Origin of the sequence: Streptomyces sp. Je 1-369 (assembly GCF_026810505.1) — a bacterium.
GTDB lineage: Bacteria > Actinomycetota > Actinomycetes > Streptomycetales > Streptomycetaceae > Streptomyces.
The window spans coordinates 6,427,294-6,452,500 of sequence record NZ_CP101750.1 but is presented as its reverse complement, the minus strand read 5'-3'; the positions used below and the strand labels follow the sequence as shown (position 1 = coordinate 6,452,500).

At 66.4% G+C, this 25,207-nt stretch carries 19 protein-coding genes and 1 rRNA gene (1 of these 20 cut by a window edge); 8 read left to right on the top strand and 12 right to left on the bottom strand.

Annotation, left to right across the window (positions count from 1 at the left end):
* The 4 genes from NOO62_RS29300 to thyX form a co-directional block, all read right to left on the bottom strand.
* Window positions 1-87: ribosomal RNA gene (locus NOO62_RS29300) — 16S ribosomal RNA — on the bottom strand; it reaches 1,438 nt to the left of the window's first position.
* Between the two features lie 531 nt (window positions 88-618).
* The gene (locus NOO62_RS29295; RefSeq protein WP_268773804.1) at window positions 619-2,304 is read right to left on the bottom strand and encodes a ribonuclease J; all 1,686 of its coding nucleotides are present in this window, start codon (window positions 2,302-2,304) and stop codon (window positions 619-621) included.
* A gap of 148 nt (window positions 2,305-2,452) precedes the next feature.
* Window positions 2,453-3,352, bottom strand: coding sequence for a 4-hydroxy-tetrahydrodipicolinate synthase (dapA, locus tag NOO62_RS29290; protein WP_268773803.1), 900 nt, complete (start codon window positions 3,350-3,352; stop codon window positions 2,453-2,455).
* Between the two features lie 190 nt (window positions 3,353-3,542).
* Window positions 3,543-4,283 carry an FAD-dependent thymidylate synthase gene (gene thyX, locus NOO62_RS29285; protein WP_268773802.1) on the bottom strand — a complete coding sequence of 247 codons (741 nt, stop codon included), beginning with the start codon at window positions 4,281-4,283 and terminating at the stop codon, window positions 3,543-3,545.
* 200 nt (window positions 4,284-4,483) lie between these two features.
* Between thyX and NOO62_RS29280 the strand changes: the two genes are divergently transcribed.
* On the top strand, window positions 4,484-4,723 hold the full coding sequence (locus tag NOO62_RS29280) for a hypothetical protein (RefSeq protein ID WP_268773801.1): 240 nt from the start codon (window positions 4,484-4,486) through the stop codon (window positions 4,721-4,723).
* Window positions 4,724-4,844: 121 nt separating this feature from the next.
* The gene (locus tag NOO62_RS29275; protein WP_268773800.1) at window positions 4,845-5,408 is read left to right on the top strand and encodes a hypothetical protein; all 564 of its coding nucleotides are present in this window, start codon (window positions 4,845-4,847) and stop codon (window positions 5,406-5,408) included.
* Between the two features lie 14 nt (window positions 5,409-5,422).
* Here NOO62_RS29275 and NOO62_RS29270 read toward each other — a convergent pair whose 3' ends face one another.
* From NOO62_RS29270 to eccD, 6 genes are all read right to left on the bottom strand, one after another.
* Window positions 5,423-5,875 carry a tetratricopeptide repeat protein gene (locus NOO62_RS29270; protein WP_055531432.1) on the bottom strand — a complete coding sequence of 151 codons (453 nt, stop codon included), beginning with the start codon at window positions 5,873-5,875 and terminating at the stop codon, window positions 5,423-5,425.
* A 61-nt stretch (window positions 5,876-5,936) separates the two neighbouring features.
* Entirely contained in the window at window positions 5,937-6,689 is a 753-nt protein-coding gene (gene dapB / locus NOO62_RS29265) for a 4-hydroxy-tetrahydrodipicolinate reductase (protein WP_268773799.1), read from the bottom strand.
* A 39-nt stretch (window positions 6,690-6,728) separates the two neighbouring features.
* Window positions 6,729-8,108 carry a M16 family metallopeptidase gene (locus NOO62_RS29260; RefSeq protein ID WP_268773798.1) on the bottom strand — a complete coding sequence of 460 codons (1,380 nt, stop codon included), beginning with the start codon at window positions 8,106-8,108 and terminating at the stop codon, window positions 6,729-6,731.
* Window positions 8,105-10,321 (bottom strand): polyribonucleotide nucleotidyltransferase, encoded by a 2,217-nt coding sequence (locus NOO62_RS29255; RefSeq protein WP_268773797.1) that lies wholly within the window; start codon window positions 10,319-10,321, stop codon window positions 8,105-8,107. Before NOO62_RS29255 ends, NOO62_RS29260 begins: the two co-directional genes overlap by 4 nt.
* Before the next feature lie 388 nt (window positions 10,322-10,709).
* Entirely contained in the window at window positions 10,710-10,997 is a 288-nt protein-coding gene (gene rpsO, locus NOO62_RS29250; RefSeq protein WP_055568703.1) for a 30S ribosomal protein S15, read from the bottom strand.
* A gap of 240 nt (window positions 10,998-11,237) precedes the next feature.
* Window positions 11,238-12,707 (bottom strand): type VII secretion integral membrane protein EccD, encoded by a 1,470-nt coding sequence (gene eccD / locus NOO62_RS29245; protein ID WP_268773796.1) that lies wholly within the window; start codon window positions 12,705-12,707, stop codon window positions 11,238-11,240.
* A 164-nt stretch (window positions 12,708-12,871) separates the two neighbouring features.
* On the opposite strand from eccD, the gene eccCa reads away from it, so the two are divergent.
* The 6 genes from eccCa to NOO62_RS29215 all read left to right on the top strand — a co-directional run bounded on the left by eccCa (window position 12,872) and on the right by NOO62_RS29215 (window position 24,407).
* A complete protein-coding gene (gene eccCa, locus NOO62_RS29240) occupies window positions 12,872-16,831 on the top strand; it encodes a type VII secretion protein EccCa (RefSeq protein ID WP_268773795.1) in 3,960 nt (1,319 codons plus the stop codon).
* 38 nt (window positions 16,832-16,869) lie between these two features.
* Window positions 16,870-17,400, top strand: coding sequence for a hypothetical protein (locus tag NOO62_RS29235; RefSeq protein ID WP_268773794.1), 531 nt, complete (start codon window positions 16,870-16,872; stop codon window positions 17,398-17,400).
* A 1,676-nt stretch (window positions 17,401-19,076) separates the two neighbouring features.
* Entirely contained in the window at window positions 19,077-20,360 is a 1,284-nt protein-coding gene (gene mycP / locus NOO62_RS29230; RefSeq protein WP_268773793.1) for a type VII secretion-associated serine protease mycosin, read from the top strand.
* Between the two features lie 63 nt (window positions 20,361-20,423).
* Window positions 20,424-20,873 (top strand): hypothetical protein, encoded by a 450-nt coding sequence (locus NOO62_RS29225; RefSeq protein WP_268773792.1) that lies wholly within the window; start codon window positions 20,424-20,426, stop codon window positions 20,871-20,873.
* Between the two features lie 65 nt (window positions 20,874-20,938).
* Window positions 20,939-23,023, top strand: coding sequence for a DUF6571 family protein (locus tag NOO62_RS29220; RefSeq protein WP_268773791.1), 2,085 nt, complete (start codon window positions 20,939-20,941; stop codon window positions 23,021-23,023).
* Window positions 23,024-24,092: 1,069 nt separating this feature from the next.
* Window positions 24,093-24,407, top strand: coding sequence for a DUF397 domain-containing protein (locus NOO62_RS29215; protein ID WP_268773790.1), 315 nt, complete (start codon window positions 24,093-24,095; stop codon window positions 24,405-24,407).
* Between the two features lie 95 nt (window positions 24,408-24,502).
* Here NOO62_RS29215 and NOO62_RS29210 read toward each other — a convergent pair whose 3' ends face one another.
* Both NOO62_RS29210 and NOO62_RS29205 read right to left on the bottom strand, forming a co-directional pair.
* A complete protein-coding gene (locus NOO62_RS29210) occupies window positions 24,503-24,811 on the bottom strand; it encodes a WXG100 family type VII secretion target (RefSeq protein WP_268773789.1) in 309 nt (102 codons plus the stop codon).
* 33 nt (window positions 24,812-24,844) lie between these two features.
* The gene (locus tag NOO62_RS29205; RefSeq protein ID WP_150172871.1) at window positions 24,845-25,177 is read right to left on the bottom strand and encodes a WXG100 family type VII secretion target; all 333 of its coding nucleotides are present in this window, start codon (window positions 25,175-25,177) and stop codon (window positions 24,845-24,847) included.
* Between the last annotated feature and the right edge of the window lie 30 nt (window positions 25,178-25,207).

Genomic DNA, 25,207 nt, shown 5'->3' with positions numbered 1-25,207 from the left:
CCACCCCGAAGGGCTTCATCGTTCGACTTGCATGTGTTAAGCACGCCGCCAGCGTTCGTCCTGAGCCAGGATCAAACTCTCCGTGAATGTGTACCGGTAATCCGGTGCTACACCACGAGAGCGGAACGGTCGGGAGGAATAATCCCGGCCGTTCACAGCGTCCTCGCTGTGTTTTTTCAAAGGAACCTCGTCCCAGCCGATTGGCCGGAGACGGGGTTATCAACATATCTGGCGTTGACTTTTGGCACGCTGTTGAGTTCTCAAGGAACGGACGCTTCCTTTGTACTCACCCGCAGAACATTTTCTGGGGCTTTCCTCCGGGCGCTTCCCTTCGGTGTTTCTTTTATTCTTGCGTTTCCGACTCTATCAGACTCTTTCGTGTCCGACTTCCTCGGTGCCTTTCCGGTTCCCGCTCCGGCCTTTCGGCTTTCGCGTTTCCCTTTCCGGCGGTTCCGACTTTATCAGAAGTTCTGAGTCGGATTTCCCGCCCCGCTCGGTCGGTCCCAGGCACGTGCGTGCTCGGGGCTTCCCTCGCTGGCGGAGCCTGAAACCTAACGGAGCGGGGCGCCCCGATGCAAATCGAGGCGCCCCGCTCCGTACTTCGCGCGGTCGTGAGGGTCAGACCTCGACGACCACGGGCAGGATCATCGGCCGCCGGCGGTAGTTGTCCGAGACCCATTTGCCCAGCGTGCGGCGGATGAGCTGCTGCAGCTGGTGGGGTTCGACGACGCCGTCCTGGGCCGACTTCCCCAGTACTTCGTGGATCTTCGGCATCACGGCGCTGAACGCCGAGTCCTCGATGCCGGAGCCGCGCGCCTGGATGGTCGGGCCGCTGGTGATCTTGCCGGTGCTGGAGTCCACCACCACGAAGACCGAGATGATGCCCTCGTCGCCGAGGATCTTGCGGTCCTTCAGCGCCGGCTCGCCGACATCGCCCACGGAGAGGCCGTCCACATAGACGTAACCCGCCTGGACCTTGCCGACGATCTTCGCCTTGCCCTCGACGAGGTCGACGACGACGCCGTCCTCGGCGATCACGATGCGGTCGTGCGGGACGCCGGTGAGGGCGCCGAGCTCGGCGTTGGCGCGCAGGTGGCGCCATTCGCCGTGGACCGGCATCAGGTTCTTGGGCTTGCAGATGTTGTAGAAGTACAGGAGCTCACCGGCCGACGCGTGGCCGGAGACGTGCACCTTCGCGTTGCCCTTGTGGACGACGTTCGCTCCCCAGCGGGTCAGGCCGTTGATCACGCGGTACACCGCGTTCTCGTTGCCGGGGATGAGGGACGACGCCAGGATCACCGTGTCGCCCTGGACGATCCGGATCTGGTGATCGCGGTTGGCCATGCGGGAGAGCGCGGCCATGGGCTCGCCCTGGGAACCCGTGCAGACGAGGACGACCTGGCTGTCGGGGAGGTCGTCGAGCGTCTTGACGTCGACGACCAGGCCCGGCGGGACGCGCAGATAACCCAGGTCACGGGCGATGCCCATGTTGCGGACCATCGAGCGGCCGACGAAGGCGACCCGGCGGCCGTACTCATGGGCGGCGTCCAGGATCTGCTGGATGCGGTGCACATGGCTGGCGAAGCTCGCCACGATGATGCGCTTCTGGGCACCGGCGAAGACACCGCGGATCACGTTCGAGATGTCGCGCTCTGGCGGGACAAAGCCCGGGACCTCGGCGTTCGTCGAGTCGGAGAGGAGAAGGTCGATGCCCTCCTCGCTCAGCCGCGCGAACGCGTGCAGGTCGGTCAGGCGGCCGTCCATCGGGAGCTGGTCCATCTTGAAGTCGCCGGTGGCGACGACCATGCCCGCGGGGGTGCGGACGGCGACGGCCAGGGCGTCCGGGATGGAGTGGTTGACGGCGATGAACTCGCAGTCGAACGGGCCCAGGTGCTCGCGGTCGCCCTCGACGACCTCGAGCGTGTACGGACGGATGCGGTGCTCCTGCAGCTTCGCCTCGATCAGCGCGAGGGTCAGCTTGGAGCCGATCAGCGGAATGTCCGGCTTCTCGCGCAGGAGGTACGGGACACCACCGATGTGGTCCTCGTGCCCGTGCGTGAGCACAATGCCTTCGATGTCGTCGAGGCGGTCCCTGATGGACGAGAAGTCCGGCAGGATCAGGTCGATTCCGGGCTGCTCCTCCTCGGGGAAGAGCACTCCGCAGTCGACGATCAGCAGGCGACCGTCGTACTCGAAGACGGTCATGTTGCGGCCGATCTCGCCGAGGCCGCCGAGCGGGGTGACCCGCAGGCCGCCCTTCGGGAGCTTCGGCGGAGCACCGAGTTCAGGATGCGGATGACTCAAAAGACTCTCCTCACCACGCGCGCCACGTACCTCCAAGGCACGTGGCGCGTATGACGTTCGTGCAGTAGCAGTTGTTGTGTGGGGTGCGGGCGGCTGTTCGTATGGGACGCGCCCGCGGGTTTCGCTTATTCAGTTGTGAAGTCTGTGGTTACAGCTGTACCCCGCCGGCCGCGAGATCGATCTTGAGCTGGGCCGTCTCGTCGGGTGACAGTTCCACCATCGGGAGGCGGAGCGGGCCCGCGGGGCGTCCCTGGAGGGCCAGTGCCGCCTTGGTGGTGATCACGCCCTGGGTGCGGAACATGCCGGTGAAGACCGGGAGCAGCTTCTGGTGGATCTCCGTGGCCTTCTGTACGTCACCGGTGAGGTGCGCCTCCAGCATGGCGCGCAGCTCGGGGGTGACGACGTGGCCGACGACGGAGACGAAGCCGCAGGCGCCGACGGACAGGAGCGGGAGGTTCAGCATGTCGTCGCCGGAGTACCAGGCGAGGTCCGAGCGGGCGATGGCCCAGCTGGCGCGGCCGAGGTCACCCTTGGCGTCCTTGTTGGCGACGATCCGGGGGTGCTCGGCGAGCCGGACGAGGGTTTCCGTGTTGATGGGAACGCCGCTGCGGCCAGGGATGTCGTACAGCATGACCGGGAGGTCGGTGCTGTCGGCGATGGCGGTGAAGTGCCGGAACAGGCCCTCTTGCGGGGGCTTGTTGTAGTACGGCGTGACGGTCAGGAGGCCGTGGGCGCCTGCCTGCTCGGCGGCGCGGGCGAGCTCGAGACTGTGGCGGGTGTCGTTCGTGCCGACGCCCGCGACGATGTGGGCGCGGTCTCCGACGGCGTCCAGTACGGCTCGTACGAGGTCGTTTTTCTCCGCGTCACTGACGGTCGGGGACTCACCGGTGGTGCCGTTGACGACCAGGCCGTCATTGCCTGCGTCCACCAGGTGGGCGGCGAGCTGCTGCGCGCCGTCGAGGTCAAGTGCGCCATCCGCCGTAAAGGGCGTGACCATGGCGGTGAGGACCCTCCCGAAGGGGGTCTGCGGAGTGGAGGTCGGAGCCATGGGTAACACGCTACTCGCTGCTCAGCGCGGGGTCGCCCCTCGGGGGATGTGTGCGGACCTGACAAGTGTGGAGCCCGGCACTGCCTGCTCGGGGGTTCAAGCAGTGCCGGGTCCGTTTCATCAGGCTAGATGAACTTCACGAAGTGCCGCAAACCGGACACTTCACTCGGTGCATCCGCACATCAGTGCCTTACGGCGCCACGCGCCCGTTCTTGTTGAAGGCCGCGTGGGTGAGAGGCATGAGCTCGGCCCACTGCTGCTCCATCTTCTCGCCGACCATCTCGATCTCCCGCTGCGGGAAGGACGGGACCTTGGCGAGCTCGTGCTGCGTGCGCAGTCCGAGGAAGTGCATCAGCGAACGCGCGTTGCACGTCGCGTACATCGAGGAGAAGAGGCCCACCGGGAGCACCGAGCGGGCGACCTCGCGGGCGACACCGGCGGCGAGCATCTCCTGATACGCCTCGTACGCCTGGCGGTACGAGTCCTCCATGACGCGGCCCGTGAGCTCCTGCTGGGCCTCGGTGCCCTCCACGAAGACGTACTTCCCCGGGCGGCCCTCCTGGACGAGCTTGCGGGCGGCATCGGGGACGTAGAAGACGGGCTGGAGCTCCCTGTACCTACCCGATTCCTCGTTGTACGACCAGCCGACGCGGTGCCGCATGAACTCGCGGAAGACGAAGATGGGGGCGCTGATGAAGAACGTCATCGAGTTGTGCTCGAAGGGGCTGCCGTGGCGGTCCCGCATCAGGTAGTTGATCAGACCCTTGGAGCGCTCCGGGTCCTTCTGGAGCTCTTCGAGGGACTGCTCGCCCGCCGTGGAGACGCGGGCGGCCCACAGGACGTCGGAGTCGCTGGCGGCGTGCTTCACCAGCTCGACGGTGACCTCGCTGCGGAAGCTGGGCTTGAGGTCTTCGGTGGGGGTCTCGCTCACAAGCGGGGGTCCTTCCATGTGCATCTCTCGGGCGGCGCCCACTCTATGGGCAGGCACTGACAATCGGCCGTTCGGTGACCCGCCACGACATTCTTCGACTAATTTGCTGAAACAGGGCACCTTTTGGGCGATTCACGCGTCTATCCAAGTAACAGAGCTCACACAGCTCCGTTCGAGACCCGTGAGGAGAAGCGCACCCCATGTTCCGTCGGCGAGAGCCTGTCCCGTTCGCCTTCATCGCCGAAGCCGACAAGTTCCGCAGTAACGTCACTCCCCCGCCCCGCGAGCGCGCATCGGCCAGTCAGGTCGTGGGCCGCACGCTGATCGGCCTCACCGTCGTGGCCGGTCTGGTGGGCTCCCTGCTCTTCGGGATGCCCGCGATGTCCGCCGATCAGTCGCCCACGCATCACCAGCAGTCGGAAGCCTCGGAGAACCGCTGACCGGCACCGACCGTGATCGTCCGGCACTGACTCGTCCGGACCCCCAAGGGTGGTAGCAGGGGGCACGGCTCGATAGCCTCACCGGGCACAGCCCCTGTGTGGATTGAGTGAGGATCAGCCCGTGCCCCTGCCCTTCCTGACCGCGGACCGCACCTTCGACGACGCGGCGGACGACGCCGCGCTGCCCTTCGACGACCGCGATCAGTGGCGCCGGCCCTACCGTCCGGGCCCCTGGCGCGTCGGCGCGGGCGCGGTCCTGCTGCTGCTCGCCTCGTTCGTCCTGTTCGCCGCCGTGATCATCGCGTTCGCGGACTCCCTGGCGGGCGCCGCCCTCTGCGCGGCGCTCGCCGTCCTCATCATCGTGGGCGCCCTGCGACTGCTGCGCATGGGCACCTGGGTCAGCGCCCACGGCCTGCGCAGGGTCGGCTTCCTGACGACGCAGACGCTCGCGTGGGAGCAGATCTCCGCCGTGCGGACCGCGCAGCAGCCGGTGCGCTGGCTGGGACTTCCCCGTACGGTCCAGGGCCAGGCGCTGATTCTCGTACGACGTGATCAGCAGTCGGCCGGGGCGCGGCAGCTGCTCCTGACCGACCGGAACGCTGACTTCCTGGCGCGGCACGAGGCGTTCAACCGCGCGGCCGACTCCATCGAGGTGTGGGCCGACGAGTACCGGCCCATCGCCTAGTCACGCACGCCTCGTCAGACGTTGACGGGCTTGCCCGCGTGCAGGGCGATGGCCCGCTGCATGGCTTTCCGCGCGCGGGGCGTGTCCCTGGCGTCGTGGTAGGCGACGGCCAGCCGGAACCAGCAGCGCCAGTCGTCCGGCGCGTCCTCGGTCTCGGCCTTGCGGCGGGCGAACACCTCGTCCGCCGAGTCGCGGTCGATGCGGCCCCCCGGGGTGCGCTTCAGCTCGTCCACGGGCAGCCCGCCCTCGGCCTCAAGCTCGGCCGCGAGGCGGTTGGCGCGCTGGACGAACTGCGTGTTCTTCCAGAGGAACCAGATGCCGATGAACGGCAGGATGAGCACCGCGACACCGAAGGTGACGGTGAGCGCGGTGCCGTGCTGTATCAGGAGCACGCCGCGGCTGCCGACCAGGACGAAGTAGACGACCAGGACGGCTGCCGTGACGGCGTAGGTGATTTTCGCGCGCATGTCTCTCAGCTGTTCTTCAGCTCTCGGGCGGCTTTCGGACGGCTCATGGGCAGCTCTGGGGTCAGCCGAGATCCAGGAAGTGTTCCAGGCCGAACGTGAGGCCCGGCGTGCTCACCACGCGGCGTGCGCCGAGCAGGATGCCCGGCATGAAGCTGCTGTGGTGCAGCGAGTCGTGACGCACGGTCAGCGTCTCGCCCTCACCGCCCAGCAGGACCTCCTGGTGCGCGAGGAGGCCGCGCAGGCGCACGGAGTGCACCGGCACGCCGTCGACGTCCGCACCGCGGGCGCCGTCCAGGGCCGTCGTCGTCGCGTCGGGCTGCGGGGCGCTGCCCGCTTCCCTGCGGGCAGCGGCGATGAGCTGAGCGGTGCGCGTGGCGGTGCCGCTGGGGGCGTCCGCCTTGTTCGGGTGGTGCAGCTCGACGACCTCGACGGACTCGAAGTAGGGCGCCGCGATCTGCGCGAACTTCATCGTCAGGACCGCGCCGATGGAGAAGTTCGGGGCGATGAGCACGCCCGTCTCCGGGGACGCGGCCAGCGCGGTGCGCAGCTGCGCGAGGCGCTCGTCGGTCCAGCCCGTCGTACCGACGACGGCGTGGATGCCGTGCCGTACGCAGAAGTCGAGGTTCTCCATCACCGAGTCGGGGTTGGTCAGCTCGACCGCGACCTGGGCGCCCGCCTCGGTCAGCGACTCCAGCTTGTCGCCCCGGCCGAGGGCGGCGACCAGCTCCATGTCCTCGGCGGCCTCGACGGCCTTCACGGCCTCGGAGCCGATACGGCCCTTGGCGCCGATGACCGCCACGCGCAGCTTGCTCATGTCCTTCATTCCTTCGAGAGGTAGGGCCCCGTAAGGGGACTAGGCGACCGCTTCGTGGAGGCGGGCCGCCTGCTTGTCCTTGAGCGGGCCGATGGCCGACAGGGACGGGCGGTGGCCCAGCACGTCGCGGGCCACTTCGCGCACCTCGTCGGGGGTCACCGCGGAGATCCTGGCCAGCATGTCGTCGACCGACATGTGCTCGCCCCAGCAGAGCTCGCTCTTGCCGATGCGGTTCATCAGGGCACCGGTGTCCTCGAGACCGAGGACGGTGGAGCCCGCGAGCTGGCCGATGGCGCGGCCGATCTCGTCGTCCGTCAGACCGTGCTCCGCGACCTGGTCGAGCTCGTCGCGGCAGATCTTCAGGACGTCGTGCACCTGGCTGGGGCGGCAGCCCGCGTACACACCGAAGAGGCCGGTGTCGGCGAAGCCCGACGTGTACGAGTACACGCTGTAGGCCAGGCCGCGCTTCTCCCGTACCTCCTGGAAGAGGCGGGACGACATGCCGCCGCCCAGGGCCGTGTTGAGCACGCCCAGGGCCCAGCGGCGGTCGTCGGTGCGGGCCAGGCCCGGCATGCCGAGGATGACGTGGGCCTGCTCGGTCTTGCGGTTGACGACCTCGACGCGGCCTGAGGTGCGCAGGGTACGTGAGCCCTGGCGCGGGATCATCGGGGTCGCGTCGGTGTTCCGGAGGGCGCCGGCCTTCTCGAAGGCGGCGCGGACCTGGCGTACGACCTTGTTGTGATCCACGTTGCCCGCGGCCGCGACCACCAGGTGGGTCGGGTCGTAGTGCTTCTTGTAGAAGCGGCGGATTCGGTCGGCGTTGAGGCTGTTGATCGTGTCGACCGTGCCGAGGACCGGGCGCCCGAGAGGCGTGTCGCCGAGCATCGTGTGCGCGAACAGGTCGTGCACGCAGTCGCCCGGGTCGTCCTCGGTCATCGCGATCTCTTCGAGGATGACGCCACGCTCCGCGTCGACGTCCTCCTGAAGGATGAGGGAGCCCGTCAGCATGTCGCAGACGACGTCGATGGCGAGGGGCAGGTCCGTGTCGAGCACGCGCGCGTAGTAGCACGTGTACTCCTTCGCCGTGAAGGCGTTCATCTCGCCGCCGACCGCGTCGAGCGCGGCGGAGATGTCGAGGGCACTGCGCTTCTTTGTGCCCTTGAAGAGGAGGTGCTCCAGGTAGTGCGTGGCGCCGTTCAGGGAGGGGGTCTCGTCGCGGGAGCCGACGTTGGCCCAGATGCCGAAGGTGGCCGAGCGCACGGACGGCAGGGTCTCCGTGACGACGCGCAGGCCGCCCGGGAGGGTCGTCCTGCGGACGGTGCCGATGCCGTTCTCGCCCTTGATGAGGGTTTGGGTACGGGCGACGGCCCGCGCCTCCGAAGAGGTGCGGGCCGTCGTCGTGGTGCTACGCGACGTCACTTGTCGGTGTCGTCCTTCTTGTCGTCGTCCTCTTCACCCTCGATGACGGGGATGAGGGAGAGCTTGCCGCGGGAGTCGATCTCGGCGATCTCGACCTGGACCTTCTGGCCCACACCGAGGACGTCCTCGACGTTCTCCACGCGCTTGCCACCGGCGAGCTTGCGGATCTGCGAGATGTGCAGCAGACCGTCCTTGCCCGGCATCAGGGACACGAACGCACCGAAGGTGGTGGTCTTGACGACCGTACCCAGGTAGCGCTCGCCGACCTCCGGCATGGTCGGGTTGGCGATGCCGTTGATCGTGGCGCGCGCGGCCTCGGCCTGCGAGCCCTGCGCGGCACCGATGTAGATGGTGCCGTCGTCCTCGATCGTGATGTCGGCGCCGGTGTCCTCCTGGATCTGGTTGATCATCTTGCCCTTGGGGCCGATGACCTCACCGATCTTGTCCACCGGGATCTTGACGGTGATGATGCGCGGCGCGTTCGGGGACATCTCGTCCGGAACGTCGATGGCCTCGTTCATCACGTCGAGGATGTGCAGACGCGCGTCGCGGGCCTGCTTCAGCGCGGCGGCCAGGACCGAGGCGGGGATGCCGTCGAGCTTGGTGTCGAGCTGGAGCGCGGTCACGAACTGCTTCGTACCGGCGACCTTGAAGTCCATGTCACCGAACGCGTCCTCCGCACCGAGGATGTCGGTGAGGGCGACGTAGTGCGTCTGGCCGTCGATCTCCTGGGAGATCAGGCCCATGGCGATACCGGCGACGGCGGCCTTCAGCGGCACACCGGCGTTCAGCAGCGACATCGTCGAGGCGCAGACCGAGCCCATGGACGTCGAGCCGTTGGAACCGAGGGCCTCGGAGACCTGACGGATCGCGTACGGGAACTCCTCGCGCGAGGGGAGCACCGGCACGATCGCGCGCTCGGCGAGCGCGCCGTGGCCGATCTCGCGGCGCTTCGGCGAACCGACGCGGCCGGTCTCGCCGACCGAGTACGGCGGGAAGTTGTAGTTGTGCATGTAGCGCTTGCGCGTCACCGGGGAGAGGGTGTCGAGCTGCTGCTCCATGCGGAGCATGTTGAGGGTGGTGACGCCCAGGATCTGGGTCTCGCCACGCTCGAACAGCGCCGAACCGTGCACGCGCGGGATGGCCTCGACCTCGGCGGCCAGCGTACGGATGTCCGTGACGCCGCGGCCGTCGATGCGGACCTTGTCCTTGATGACGCGCTCGCGGACCAGCTTCTTGGTCAGCGCGCGGTAGGCACCGGAGATCTCCTTCTCGCGGCCCTCGAACTGCGGGAGCAGCTTCTCGGAGGCGATCTCCTTGACGCGGTCCAGCTCGGCCTCGCGCTCCTGCTTGCCGGCGATGGTGAGCGCCTGGGCGAGCTCGGTCTTGACCGCGGCGGTCAGGGCCTCGAGGACGTCGTCCTCGTAGTCCAGGAAGACCGGGAACTCGCCGGTCGGCTTGGCGGCCTTCGCGGCGAGGTCCGACTGGGCCTTGCAGAGGGCCTTGATGAAGGGCTTCGCGGCTTCCAGACCAGCGGCGACGACCTCTTCGGTCGGGGCCTCGGCGCCGTCCTTGACCAGCTGGATGGTCTTCTCGGTGGCCTCGGCCTCGACCATCATGATCGCGACGTCGCCGTCCTCGAGGACGCGACCGGCGACGACCATGTCGAAGACGGCGTCCTCGAGCTCGGTGTGCGTCGGGAAGGCGACCCACTGGCCCTTGATGAGCGCCACGCGAGTGCCGCCGATCGGGCCCGAGAAGGGCAGGCCGGCCAGCTGCGTGGAGCAGGAGGCGGCGTTGATCGCGACCACGTCGTACAGGTGGTCGGGGTTGAGCGCCATGATCGTCTCGACGATCTGGATCTCGTTGCGCAGGCCCTTGCGGAAGGAAGGACGCAGCGGGCGGTCGATCAGGCGGCAGGTCAGGATCGCGTCCTCGGAGGGGCGACCCTCACGACGGAAGAACGAACCGGGGATCTTGCCGGCGGCGTACTGCCGCTCCTCGACGTCCACCGTCAGGGGGAAGAAGTCGAGCTGGTCCTTGGGCCGCTTGGAAGCGGTGGTGGCCGACAGCACCATGGTGTCGTCGTCCAGGTACGCCACGGCGGAGCCGGCGGCCTGCTTGGCCAGCCGACCCGTCTCGAAGCGGATGGTGCGGGTGCCGAACGTGCCGTTGTCGATAACAGCCTCGGCGTAGTGGGTCTCGTTCTCCACTGTTCTCCTACGTGTCTACGTGTCTACGTGTCGTCGTCCCGCCCAGGTCCCGTGTGGACCGGGGCGGTGTCCCGTTCATCTGCGTCCACGCCTCGTGCGTGGACCGGGACGGTGTGGAGAAGCGCGCCGTAGGTGCGGGCCGGTCTTCGATCGAAGCACCCGGGGATGTCTCCCGGGGGCCACTACCGAGGACCGGCGGCGGCTGGTGCGCCTCTCCCTCGTGGGGGTTTTCGTTCTTGCGTCGTTCCCGCCGCCCCGGGGTTTTCCTCACCCGCGGGGACGTGCGTGTGTCACCAGACTACAAAGGGTCGGCGACACCGCGCACGTACAGCAAAGGGAGCGGCCCCCTTCGATTGCTTCGAGTGGGAACCGCTCCCTTCACGCCGTCTTACTTGGCGCCCGCCGCGCCGCGGCGGATGCCCAGGCGCTCGACCAGCGCACGGAAGCGCTGGATGTCCTTCTTGGCCAGGTACTGCAGCAGGCGGCGACGCTGACCGACCAGGATCAGCAGACCACGACGGGAGTGGTGGTCGTGCTTGTGGGTCTTGAGGTGCTCGGTCAGGTCGGAGATGCGGCGAGAGAGCAGCGCCACCTGAACCTCGGGGGAGCCGGTGTCGCCCTCCTTCTGGCCGAACTCGGTCATGATCTGCTTCTTCGTAGCGGCGTCGAGCGACACGCGTACTCCTCGTGATGTCTTCGAGTGCCTCCGAGTGCCCCTGGTTTACATCTCAGGGGGGCTTCCGTGACTCGGGAGGCTGGGATGAGCCGTCGGGCGCGGTTCCGGGTCCTTGCGGGCCCGGGGTCCGGATCCCTTGGGGATTCGGGGTGCGCATACAGACGGTCGTTTCACAGGGTACCAGTCTGCTTGTGGGGGGTTTGCCCGGGGCGACCTGGGGCTGCCGGGCAAGGCCCCCGCTCAGCTGGTCAGGGAGCGAGCGGCGCTGTAGACGTCGAGCACGGCGAGGCACAGCGGGACCAGAGAGAGCAGTATCGCCGATTCCGTGAGGTCGAGGAAACGGCCCCAGAAGGGCGAGAGCCCCTTCGCCGGAATGATCAACGCGATGGCCGTCAGCAGGGCGCATCCCAGCGCGATGGCGGCCGTGAGCCAGACCGCGCGCAGTTCCAGGGGACCGTGGTCGCCGTGCAGGAGCAGCTCCCGCAGGGCGTCGCCCGGCGGGTTCAGGGCCAGGCCGATGAGTAGGAGGGCGATGGCGGCGATGCCCGCCACGAGCGCGCACACGACCTGCGAGGTGTAGCGGAAGAGGCGGGCCCGGAGCAGCATGGCGAGGCCCGCGGCAAGCGCCAGGAGCTGCCCCCAGACGTCCCCCGAGAAGCCGAGGACGACGGCGGACCCCACGACGGTGCAGGCCGATCCCGCGACGAGGCCGAGCAGCAGCTCGTGGCCGCGCCGGGCCTGGGCCGCGATCCGGGCCGCGTCGAGCGGGCCGGGGTCGACGCTCGGATTCAGGTCGGCGTCGAAGTCCTCCTGTACGGAGCTCCGCGGCGAGGCGTACCCGATGGGCAGCCTGGCGAACCGGGAGGACAGGCCCGGGAGGAACGCGACGAGGGCGATGGTCACCGGGGCGGTGACGGCGGCGGCGTCCGTTGCCGAAGCTTCGGTGATGACCGCGACGAAGGTCGCCAGAGCGCCGGCCGCCGCCAGGAACGTGGCGGCCACGAAGGGTGCGTCGCTGCCCGGGGAGACGACGACGAGCAGGACCGATGCCACCAGCACGGTGACGCAGCCGAGCAGGAACTGCAGTCGTCCGGGTCCTTGACCCGCGTCCGGGGCGACGATTCCGGATCCGGCGACGAGGAGGAGCGGCAGGGCGGCGAGGCCCAGGACCGCGCCGACGGCACGGTCCTCATAAACACGCAGGCGTACGCCGGCGAAGGCGGTGAGGAGCAGGCCCACGCCGCCCGCGAGGATGCCGGGCAGGCCGTGCATGTCGTGGCGCACCGGGTCGGCGAACCAGAGCACGAAGGCCATCAGGAGGAGGACCAGGAAGCTCCCGGTCAGGCCGGCGCCACGCAGCAGCGCGTCTCTCCACAGCCTGCGGTCCTGGACCACGGCGGAGGCGACCGCGTCCGCGACGTCGTCGTACACGGCAGGCGGCAGCGACATGGCGAAGGGCCGCAGGCTGAGCATCTCGCCATCGAGGACCCGCTGGGCGGCGAGCGTCCGGGCGCTGTCCAGAACGGTGCCGTTCTGGCGTACGAGGTTGTAACCGGTCGGGGTGCCCGCCGGTTGGGTCTGGCGAGTCAGCCGGAGAACCTCCGGATAGATGTCGGCCACGGCGATGTCCTCCGGAAGAGCGACATCGATACGGCTGTCGGGCGCGACAACAGTGACCCTGCAGAAACCGGTCGCTGCGGGCGAACTCACCTTTGATGACCCCCTGATTCGCGGTTGCGCACCGTGCGGGCGTCACCCTACCGCTACGCCCTGTCAGTGCCTGCACATAGGATCACCCGGGTGCGGAGGGAGACCGCACCGATTGAGGCAGCGGTACGGAACTGTCCGTCCGCATAGGGGGGATTGATGCTCCGGTGAGTCAGATCGTCATCAAGCGCCCGCCGCGCTCCCTGCCGCCCGAAGTGCCCCATGACGCGCTGCAATTGGCGCCTCCGCCGGAGCTTCCGCGCGGGCAGCAGGAGGGCGTGCTGATGCAGGTCCTGCCGACGCTCGGCATGGGGTCGTCGGTGGTCTTCTTCTTCGCGTCGCCGAACGCCCATCCCTTCATGCGGATCATGGGTGTGGTGATGCTGGTGTCGACGGTCGCGATGGTCGTCGCCCAGATCGTCAGGTACCGGCGCGGTACGCAGGGGCAAATGGCGGACGTGCGCCGCGATTACCTCAAATACCTGGCACAGACTCGGCGTACGGTGCGGCGCACCGCCCTGAAGCAACGCGACGCCCAGTTCTATCTGCACCCCGCCCCGGAGCAGCTGTGGTCGGTGGTCGCCGAGGGGAGCCGGGTGTGGGAACGCCGCATCGGGGACCGGGACTTCGGGCAGGCGCGGGTGGGTCTGGGGCCGCAGCAACTGGCCACTCCCCTGGTCGCCCCCGAGACGGCGCCGGTCGATGAGCTGGAGCCGCTGGCGGCGGGGGCGATGCAGCAGTTCCTCGCCGTGCACAGCTCGCTGGACGGGCTGCCGGTCGCGGTCTCGATGCGCGCCTTCTACCACTTGACGGTATCCGGAGAGCCGGAGTCGGCGCAGGGCACGGCGCGCTCGCTGGTCGCCCAACTGGCCACCCTGCACGGCCCGGAGGACCTGGTGATCGCGGTGGTCGCCGCCCCAGGCGCCGTCGGGCGGTGGGACTGGACGAAGTGGCTTCCCCACTGCCAGTTGCCGGGGCAGGTCGACGGCGCCGGCGCGCGGCGGCTCTTCGGCGACGACCTCGGTGAGCTGGAACAACTCCTCGCCGACCGTCTCGACGGGCGGCCGCGGTTCAGCCGTGACGGCCAGCCCGTGCTCGACCAGCCTCACCTCGTGGTCGTACTCGACGGCGGGATGGTGCCGCCGACGTCCGCGTTCGCCGCGCCGGAGGGGCTGCAGGGCGTGACGATCATCGAAGTGGTCAGCGGGGAGCTGGATGAGCCTCGCGGTGGCCTCTCCGTGGTCGCCCGGCCCGGCAAGCTGCTCCTGGAGTCGACCGGTGGCGTCGCCTACGAAGGCGTACCGGACACGCTGTCGCTGCCCGCCGCGGAGGCGCTGGCACGGCAGCTGGCGCCGCTGCGCATGGGCGGGGGCGACGACGACGAACCGCTGCTCGCCAACCTGGACTTCACCGATCTGCTGAATCTGGGGGACGCGGGGTCGGTGGACGTCACGCGCACGTGGCGGCCCCGTTCGACGGCCGAGCGGCTCCGGGTCCCCATCGGGGTGGGCGAGGACGGCCGGCCGGTCATGCTGGACCTCAAGGAGGCGGCTCAAGAGGGCATGGGCCCGCACGGCCTGTGTGTGGGTGCCACGGGTTCGGGCAAGTCCGAGCTGCTGCGCACGCTGGTCCTGGGGCTGGCCGTGACCCACTCCTCAGAGACCTTGAACTTTGTCCTCGCCGACTTCAAGGGTGGTGCGACGTTCGCCGGCATGTCGGACATGCCGCACGTCGCGGCGGTGATCACGAATCTTTCGGACGACCTCACTCTCGTGGACCGCATGGGCGACGCGATCCGCGGCGAACTGCAGCGCCGACAGGAGCTGCTGCGGTCGGCGGGCAACTACGCGAACATGCACGACTACGAGAAGGCACGCGCCGCGGGTGCGCCCCTGGCCCCCTTGGCGTCGCTCGTCCTGGTGATCGACGAGTTCAGTGAACTGCTGACGGCCAAGCCCGATTTCATCGACATGTTCATCCAGATCGGCCGCATCGGCCGGTCTCTCGGTGTGCACCTGCTGCTCGCTTCGCAGCGCCTGGAGGAGGGCAAACTGCGGGGGCTCGACACCTACTTGTCGTACCGCGTCGGACTGCGCACCTTCTCCGCTTCGGAGTCCCGTACGGCGCTGGGTGTGCCGGACGCCTACCACCTGCCGTCCGTGCCGGGCTCCGGCTACCTGAAGTTCGGTACGGATGAGATGACCCGTTTCAAGGCGGCGTACGTCTCCGGGGTGTACCGCGCGGGTGGCGCCGACCCGGCGTCGACCCAGCTGCCCATCGATCGCAGGCCCGCACTCTTCACCGCGGCCCCGGTTGCTGCGACGTACACGGCTCCGGACACTGGGCAGCTCCGTGCGTCCTCCCGTAGGGAGGACGACGCGCTTGCCGACACCGTGCTGGATGTCGTGGTGCGCCGCCTCGAGGGGCAGGGCGTGCCGGCGCACCAGGTGTGGCTGCCGCCGCTGGACGAGGCCCCGACGCTGGACCAGCTCATGCCGCGGCTCGTGGTGTCCGCGGAGCGGGGCCTGCACGCCGGCGACTACACACGCCCCGGGGGCCTTGTCGTTCCCCTGGGCCTGGTCGACAAGCCCTTCGAGCAGAAGCGTGAAGTGCTGTACAGCGACTTCTCGGGCGCGGCGGGCAACATGGTGGTGGTCGGCGGACCGCAGTCGGGAAAGTCGACGCTGCTGCGTACGTTGATCACGTCGTTCGCGCTGACCCATACCGCGCACGAGGTGCAGTTCTACTGCCTGGACTTCGGCGGCGGGGGCCTGGCCTCGGTCTCCGATCTGCCGCATGTGGGAGGGGTGGCCTCCCGTCTGGATCCTGAGCGGGTGCGGCGCGCGGTGGCGGAGGTCGCCGGTGTCCTGAACCGCCGCGAGGCCTTCTTCCGCGCCAACGGCATCGACTCGATCACCACCTATCGGCGCCAGCGCGCCGCGGGGCAGCTCCCCGGTGAGGCCTGGGGTGACGTCTTCCTCGTCATCGACGGGTGGGGAAGCTTCAAGAACGACTACGAGATGCTCGAGGGCGTCGTCAACGACATCGCAGGTCGCGGCCTCGGGTACGGCGTACATGTCGTCGTGTCCGCGTCGCGCTACATGGAGGTGCGGGCGGCGCTCAAGGACCAGATGCTCGGACGTCTGGAGCTGCGTCTCGGTGATGTCATGGACTCGGAGTTCGACCGCAAGGTCGCCATGAACGTCCCCGCCGGGGTGCCCGGCCGCGGCCAGGTCCCGGAGAAGCTGCATTTCATGACGGCGATGCCGCGCGTCGACTCGTCACCCGACCCCGCCGCCCTCAGCGACGCGACGGCTCAGTTGGTCGAGACGGTGAAGGGCAACTGGCACGGGCCCGCGGCCCCGACGGTGCGGCTGCTGCCGCGCAAACTCCCGGCTGACCAGCTGCCGAAGGGATTCGAGTTCCCGCAGCACGGTGTCGCCATCGGCATCGACGAGACGAACCTGGAACCGGTCTTCGTCGATTTCGAGACAGATCCATTCTTCCTGGTCTTCGGTGAAAGCGAATCGGGCAAGACGAACCTGCTGCGCCTCATCGCGAAGCAGATCGCGGAGAGATACACGCCCGCGCAGGCCCGCATCGTCGTCGGCGACTACCGGCGCACCATGCTGGAGGCGGTGTCGGCGGACCACCTGCTGGAGTACGCCCCGATGGCGTCGGCAATGGACGTCCACATGAACGCCATCGCCACCTTCATGGAGAAGCGGGCACCCAAGCCCGACATCACTCCGCAGCAGTTGCGTGATCGAAGCTGGTGGAACGGTCCGGAACTGTTCGTCATCATCGACGACTACGAACTGGTGGCCACCAATTCCACCAATCCGCTGAGCGTGTTGGTCGAGCACCTGCCGTTCGCGCGGGACGTCGGCGTCAAGTTCATCATCGCGCGGAGCTCGGCCGGAGCCTCACGTTCGATGTACGAGGCGTTCATGCAGCGCGTAAAGGAACTGGGCGCGCAAGGTGTGCTGTTGTCGGGCGATCCGAGCGAAGGAGACATTCTCGGAAATGTCCGCGCCCGCCCGATGCCGCCGGGTCGCGGAACGTTCGTGTCACGAAAGCGTGGGACTGCCCTGATTCAAGTGGGGCGGCTCCCGGACCACTACTAGAGTGCGTGCTGGTTACATGACTCAACGGGGAGGCAGGCGTGGCGAGTTCGAGCGGGGGCAACGGCGGAACGCCGGATACGGACAAGTCGTTCGACACCCTTTACGGCGTAAACCCGCAAATGGCGCTGGACGTCCAGGCGAGCGCGATGAAGGGCTTCAAGAAGCGCGTCGACGACCTGCTCACCGAGCTCGAGGGTTCGGAGGCCGCGCCGGGCAGGGTCGGCGCCGACCGGCTGTCGCGGAGGCAGCTGGGGTCGGCGGACTTCAAGGAGGCGCAGTTCCTCTACGACTCGTACGCGACCGTGCACGACGAGCTGGAGAAGCTCTCGAAGGCGTTGGGCGCCCAGATCGAGGGGCTCGGACTTGCGGTCCATGCGTCGCGAGTGGGCTACGACAACCTCGAGGACGACATTCGGGCGCGGATGCGGGCGATCAACGCGGAGGCGGAGAAGTACTACGACCCTGATCGGGATCCGTACGCGCAGGGGCCCGGCGGTTCCGGCTCAGGCTCCGGCTCCGGCTCCGATGGATCCGGCCCGAAGGCGACGGACAAGGACACGGCGCTCTGATGACCGTACGGGGATGGGGACGAGGAAGAGCACGAACGCAGGCACGAGCACGGGCACTGAGACGGGGACGAGGACGGGGACCGGGGGCACAAGACGATGGCTGAGGGATCCAAGGGCGGCACGCCCAAGCTCGCGCACACGGACTTCGAGTCCATGACGCACGAGCAGCTGCTCGCGCTGGTGGAGTCCGCGAGTTCGGAGGGCGCTTCCCAACTCGCCGGAAAGCTGGGCAGGGCCGCGTCGACGATCACCAAGATCGGCGACGACCTCATGACGTACACGAAGGGCCTGCACTGGCAGGGCGAGGGCGGCGACGCCTTCCGCGTATGGGGCACCCAGTCGGCGAGCGCCACGCTGTACCTCGGGGAGTACAGCGAGGTCGCGTCGCGCTGGATGGGCGTGGTCGCCCAGGCGATCGCCGAGGCGAAGGCGTCGATGCCGCCGGCTTCGGACACGACGCAGGCGAAGGCGGACCTGCGCACCGCCAACAAGAACATGGACGCCGCCAAGAAGGCCCCCAACGACCCCGACGCCGCCAAGGTCACCCGCGACTCCAAGTCGGATGCGGCCGCGGCGCAGGGACGCATCGAGGCGGCGCAGGCGGAGGCGGTGCAGCGGATGCGGAAGCTTGCGCAGACGTATCAGCAGTCTGCGCAGCAGGTGAATGGGGTGACGCCGCCTACGTTTGCGCCGCCGGCGGCGCATGATGGGAATCCGAGTAGATGGCGCCAGGAGGAGAGTTACCAGGCAGTACCTGGTGAGGGAGGCGGCGCTGCGGCAGCGGGCCAATACTCCTCTTCTTCTCCTCCTCCGCCCTCTCCGCCGGGTGGCGCCGGAAGCAACTCACCGTCCAGCCATGCGGGCCCCGTCAGGGCGTCCGAGTACGCGCCCGGGCCCTCGCCGTCGAACGTTCCGCAGTCGCCTCACCCTGATCCCGTGGCCATGGGAATTGACCGGGTCTCAACGCTTCCGCCGTCGCCGTCGCCGTCGGAGGCCCCGCCCGGACCCACCCCTTCCCTGGGTCGGCCTGAGTCAGTGACGCCTCCTGCCCTCGGCACGGCACCACCCCCGTTCGGCTCACCCCCCGTTCAGTCCGGACCTACCACCCCGCCTCCAGGTCGGCCCTCCCCCATGGTGCGTCCGCCTCTCCTTCCGACGGGTGAGAGCGCACACAACGGTCCCGGTAACCGCATGCCGAGGGATCCCGGCATCATCGGCGGCCGTCCCACACCGCCGGGTCAAGGTCGTCCGACGTCTGGTCTGCCTCGTAGCAATGTGTTTGGCGGGGACCACATGCAAGGCCGGCCGCCCATGAGCCCGACGACCGGCCCCGGCGGTGGCGGGACGAGCCTGGGCCGCCCGGGCGTTGTCGACGGCCGGCGTCTCACCAGGGAACCCGGCGGAGCGATCGGCCGGCAGTCACACCAACCCGGTCGTGTCGAAGGACGTCCCTTCACGCCTGGTGGTACGGGTTTGGTACGAAGCTCCGCGGCAGGCGAAACGACGCGTTCAACTGCTATGGGACGGCCCCCCTCCCCTCCGGCCAAACAGCGGAACGCTCCACGCAGCGAGGAGCCCGACCGCCAGGACTACCTCTCCGAAGACGAAGAAACTTGGCAGCCTGAGAACCGGCGCACCCTCCCGCCAGTCATCGACTGACCTGACAAGGACTACAGATGCCCCTCACCAGGAAGAGCGACATCCGTTCCAGGACTGCTCTGGCAGCAGTCCTGGGCCTGCTCATGGTGGGCGTCACTGCGGATCCAGCCCATGCCGACACTGTGCGATCCCGGCAGTGGCACCTCGACGCCATGCATGCCGAAGAGATGTGGAAGATCAGCACCGGGCGCAATATGACCGTCGCGGTCATCGACTCCGGAGTCGATGACACGGTCGCCGACCTCCAGGGCCGGGTTCTCGACGGGAAGGACTATTCGGACCTCCCCGGTGACGAGCACTCCGACCGGGACAGCCATGGCACAGGCATCGCAGCGCTCATCGCGGGCACGGGGGCTCGTGGCAAGGTTTCAGGTTCCTACGGCTTGGCGCCAGACACCAAGATTCTGCCCATCCGCATGCCCTCTAGCTACGAAAAGTCAGGCAAGCCCGACCAACTCTCCTCATACTCAAGAGATTTGTCCAAGGCGATCCGCTACGCCGTCGACTCAGATGCCCAGATCCTCAACATCTCCATGGGCAGTCCCAATCATCGCGGACTCTCGAATGTAAATACGCCCGAACTCAGCGCTGCCGTCAAGTACGCGATCGACAAGGGGACGTTGATCTTCGCAGCTGTTGGCAACAGTGCTCACAAGGGCAATGCGGTGGAGTACCCCGCAGCAACGCCCGGCGTAGTCGGGGTTGGCGCGATCAACCGAGAGGTTGAACGGACCAAGGAGTCGCAATGGGGCCCGCAAGTCGACATGGTCGCCCCTGGCGACGACATCTGGAACGCGTGTGCCGGCGGCACCGAACTCTGCAAGGGTCACGGCACCAGCGCCAGCACGGCCCTCGCCTCCGCCTCCGCCGCCCTCATCTGGTCCAAGCACCCCGACTGGACGAACAACCAGGTCCTGCGGGTCATGATCAACACAATGCAGGGCAACGACGACGGCTGGAGCCGGGACGACTCGGTGGGGTATGGGGCGGTGCGACCTCGTATCGCGCTGAAGGAGCCTGGAGATCCTGGTCCTGCCGACGAGTACCCCCTGCCGGACCTGGCAGCGGCAGCTAAATCCCCCGCTCCGCACTCGTCTGACCGCAGCGGCACCCGCGCAAGTCGCAAGAAGGCGGATGAATCAGACGCCAAGGCGGCAGCTTCCGAGGGACACGACAACACGCTCTGGACGGTTTTGGGGCTCAGCGCCGCCGTGACCCTGGGCACGGTGTTCGCGATCTACCAGGCGCGTCGGCGTAGCTCCACACGCAGCGCCCCTTCGGACACCAGACCGCCCGCGTGAGCCAGGGCTGGATCGCACTCCCCTCCCACGCGGTGCCACAGACAGATATCAGGAGCGAGGGCTATGTCGTTCGAAGAAGAGTGGGGCCAGGCTCGAAACAGGGCCACGGACCTGCACGCCGACATGCAATTGAACACAGCGTCCCCACACAACGGCGGCGGGTCCGGCGGCCAGGGGGGTGAGGATTTTGCATCAAGTCCTGCCGAAAAGAAGAAGGCTGCCAGAGCCATTGATGAGCATCTACTCAGGGACACTCAAAAAGCTGGTGATGTGGCCGACGAAGATACAGCAAATGCCGTGAAAGCATTCAAGCCGAAGGACGGTGACGGTTGGTTGACTTCACCTGCCCTACATAAAGCACAAAAAGCCTGGAGCACACAGGTGAAGTCACTGAAAAAGAGACTCGCCGCCGAAAGCTCCGCACTGCGAGACACTTCCATCAGTTTCAATAGTAATGAACTCGGCATCCGATCCCAGATCCTGCGAGAGTCCGACATCAGCAAGATCACCTGAGGTTCTGAACCTTTAAGGATAGCCAAAGAGAAGGAACGAACGCTGTGCCCAGCTACCACGAAGTCATGACTACCGACCTATCGACCCTCACAACAGCAGCCAAGAAGTGGGATGACATGGCTGCCTCATTCAAGACGCTGGAGGGGCAGTACAAAAGGGATGTCCATGGGATTTCCCTCGGTGGTCCAGACTGGCGGGGGCTGAGTGCCAATGCAGCGAACGAACGTTTCGACATCACACTGAAGGAAATTCAAGCAGCGCAGACAGAAGCGAAAGCGGTGGCTTCACTGCTACGCGATGCGCATTCACAGTTTTCCGAGCTGAAGGCTGCGGTCAAGAAGGCACGCAAAGAAGCTCATGATGCGGGAATGGACGTATCCGATCAAGGGGTTTGCCGCTTCGACTACAAGAGGGCGAGCGCCAGCGCGGCCAAGGCAGCTCGCAACGATCCAGGACTTCCAGAACTGGAAGCCTCCTGGAGTGAACATATTCGCAAGGCGGTGGAGGCGGTCGACGAAGCCGATGCCGGGGTCAAGATCTCCCTTGAGGCCGTCGTCATTGATTCGGACCTTGGCGACGGAACTCTCAACGGTTTCAATGCGCAAGCCAGAAAGAAGATTGGGGACTACGAGGCTGCGCACGAGGCAGAGAAAGCGGCCGATATTCTTACCCGCATTAATGAAGGGAAGGATCCGTCCGCACGCGAAATCGCGGCCCTCAAGCGGGCATTCAAGGAGAATAGCGACAACGGCGTATTCAGTAGAACTCTGCTTGACAGCCTGGGGCCCGGTGGAACCATCACCCTATCGAACAGGCTGAATGACCTCGGGCATGTCAAAGACCCAAAACATAGCGGTGACTACTCTGCTCTCGAATCGGGCCTGGCGGATACGCTGGCCAGGGCGACGCAGAACACCGATAGCAAATGGTACAAGGAATGGCACGCTGACTTGAAGAAGGCGGGAGTGAGTCGCTACGAAACGGACTTCCATGGTGCCCGCCTTGATAAGGTACGCGGCTACCAGTCCTTGGTCACCCTCATGGAGGCAGGGACCGGCGATAAGGCGAATGGGTTCTCCCGTAAATTCCTCGAGGATGTCGGAAATGACATCATAAGCGCCGAGAAGAAGAATCCCGACATCTGGGATCTCAAGGGCCCATACAACGGTAAGACTTCCGGGTGGTTTGCAAATGATCCACTGGACGGGGTCCTCGGAGTGATGAGCCGCGATCCGCAAACTGCCGCATCATTCTTGAACTCCGACAAGAATCTCCCATACCTCATGGGAGTGGGTGACGGCCAGCATCGCGATTGGAGCGTTATCCAGGAAGTGCACGAGGGCGCCAAGGCCTCCACGTACACTCCCGCTCCAGACGCTGATGACCGGGTCGGCTTCGGTGCCGCACTGCAGGCCGCAGCTACTGGCATCTCGTCGAGTGACGAAGACGGCAAGTTCGTCGAGCATACGGACGAAAACAGAAAAGTATTCAAGTCATCCATCACTTACCTGTCCGAGAGCGGTGACGACTTCCCATCATCCTTGCGCGAGCCGATGGCCAAGATCCTGGTTAACCATGGGGACACTGTGCACGCAGCCACGAGCTCAGTAGCAGTGAAGACATCACCCATTCCGCAACACGAACTCTTTGAGGTACTTAAGCAGGTCTCCAAGAGTGATGACGCCTATGGCGAACTGAACCACGGCATAAACAAGGCAATGGTGACAGACATCTACGCCGAGAAGCCGGAAAAGGGTGAGAAACCAGAGGATTCTCTGACCAGGGCCGGTCGAACGGTTGGCTTCCTGGAAGAAGCGCGGTCTCAGGCTGAACCACCCCCGGAAACGGCAGAGGTCAAGGGCAAATGGATTATCGATAAGGGCATCAGCTACTTGCCGGTAGGAAGCGAGGACGCGCAACAAGCATTTGACTATGTGGCCGGCAAATGGCAAAAGGATGAGCAGGATCGTCTGGACGACAAGGAAGCTGACACCAACCGCGATGTGTACAAGGTGCGAAATGAGCAACTAATGGCACTTGCGGCGCAATGGAGGAAGATGCACGGAGGCAGCGAATACGGAGCGCAAGACGCGATCGACCGGGCGAGTACCGCTGGCGTTGACACAGCTGCCGACGTATCAGGAAAGTAGAAATAGTGAACCCGCAACGCAGCGCAGCGCTCTCCCTTATCCCTCTGGTCGCGCTTACCACCATGTGCTTGGCCTCGTGCGATGCCAATTCCGACGCGAAAATCCCTCAAAAGATCTGTGGAACAAAGATTGACACGAGGTACACGGAACCGCTGCTAAAAAGAACTGATGACTTCAGCGAGTACAGCCGTCTCGACGATGCAGGTACCCGTACCGCTCCATGTGACCTCTTGAGCGACGACGAACCTGTCATGAGTTTCAGATTCGCTTGGTCGTCGGACTCAGTCGATATCATGCACTATGCCTCATCCGAAGAATCCATTAGCAGGCTGGCAGACCCGCGTCGGACAAGGGCCGGGTATGAGACCGTGGTAGGAAATAACGGAGCCATCGCAACTGCCTCTTGCAAAAAATCCAGCAAGAACTACTTCACTCTCACCATGCAGCTCCCAGAAACACCAAAGCATGGTTCCGAAATGCGGGCGCACATTAAAAGTTTCATGGCCGCATACATGAAGGAGACGGTGAACCGGTTCGAGTGCGGAAGATAATGACCTCCCGGCCTAGCTTCCGTGCCGGTCGCATGTCTTCTCAATAGGGTGATTTGCTCCATTCGAGCGGGCTTCCGTCCTCGGGCGCGGGACGGAGAGTTCGACCTGGAGCCGACGACGCGGAACGGTGGGCTGTCAGCGCACAGGGCCGGCGACGACTGCCTGACGGACATTTTGAGGGTCACAAGAATTCTGCGATGCAAGCCACTCAGGACGCCCTAGATGACTACCGGAAGTCAAAGGGGAAGGCTTACGTATGTATACGGACTCGCGCGTTGGTAGCGACACTGGAAAACGATGGGGCTTCTGCGGCCGGCGATGTGGTGTGGTGAGGAACCAGGTGGTAGTCACCCGACCGCATGGGATGCCGTTCACGGAAGCTGAGCCTCCACGCGAGGCATGCTCGCAGGTTCGTCGGGGCGTCGTTGCCGAACCAGTGACTTGCACCCCCGCCCATCTCCCCTCCAAGTAGGCTGAGTCACCAGTGGTTTCGTACGTCGGGAAGGGGCCGGTTCGTCATGGGCGAGGGGCAGGACGAGGACGTCAAGGCGCGTAAGGAGCGGGAGAAGGACGAGCTCTACGCCCTGGATATCTCCGGCATCGAGTGGCACAGCGCGCCCGGCACGGAGGAGGCCGAGGAGCGCGTCGAGATCGCTTATCTGCCCGAGGGGGCCGTTGCCATGCGGTCGTCGCTCGATCCCGGAACCGTGCTGCGGTACACCGCGGCCGAGTGGCGGGCCTTCGTGCTCGGGGCGCGGGACGGGGAGTTCGACCTGGAGCCGACGTCGCGGAACGGTGGTCTGCCGGCGGACGGGGCCGGTGCCGTCGGGTGAGGTCCGTGGGCGAGTGATGGTAAGACGTGAGTGTGGGGGCCGGGGGCGATTCGTACGCCCCCGGCCCCCACACGTCCGACACGTGCCGAGCCGGGTCAGCTCAGCATGCGGAAGCGTGCCGCGTTCCCCTTGTCCGTGTCGCTGTAGCCGACGACGGACTCGTCCAGGAGGCGGGCGATGCGCTGGAGCTTGTGCACCATCGCGTTCATCTCGGTCTCGCTCTGCCGCTGGATCTCGTGGTACGCGGTCCTGGCCTCGCCGTCCCAGGTCTCGGCCACTCGCGCCACCTCGCGCATGAGGCTCTCGAGTCCCTCGTCGATGCTCCTGCCGGTGTTGCGCACATCGGTGGCCGCCGTCGTGACGGTGTCGTAATTGACCGCTGTGCGGTCGAAGTTCTCTGCCATCTGGGTAACTCCCTGACTTTCGGTCGCAGCGTCTCAGGCGTGGTCGACGATCCGGCTGGGCACCTCGTACGAGTTGTCCACCTTGCGGATCTGGGCGATCCGCTCCTGCTCGTGGCTGTCGAAGCCCTTGACGCTCATCCGCATGACGTCTTCGAGGTCGACGAGGTTGTCCTGCAGCTTCTTGAGGTGCTGGTTCACACCGCGCTGAAGCGTGTCGAACTCCTTGCCCGCTGCGCCCTTCCAGCCGGCCTGGATCATGTCCACGACCGTGTTCAGCGAGGTGACGCGCTTGCTCACATCCATGTGGAAGTTGCGGATCCTGTCCGCCAGTTTGGTCAGATCGTCATTGCTGTAATCAACGCTCATCGCTCTTGCCCTCCTCATTCACCGACAGCG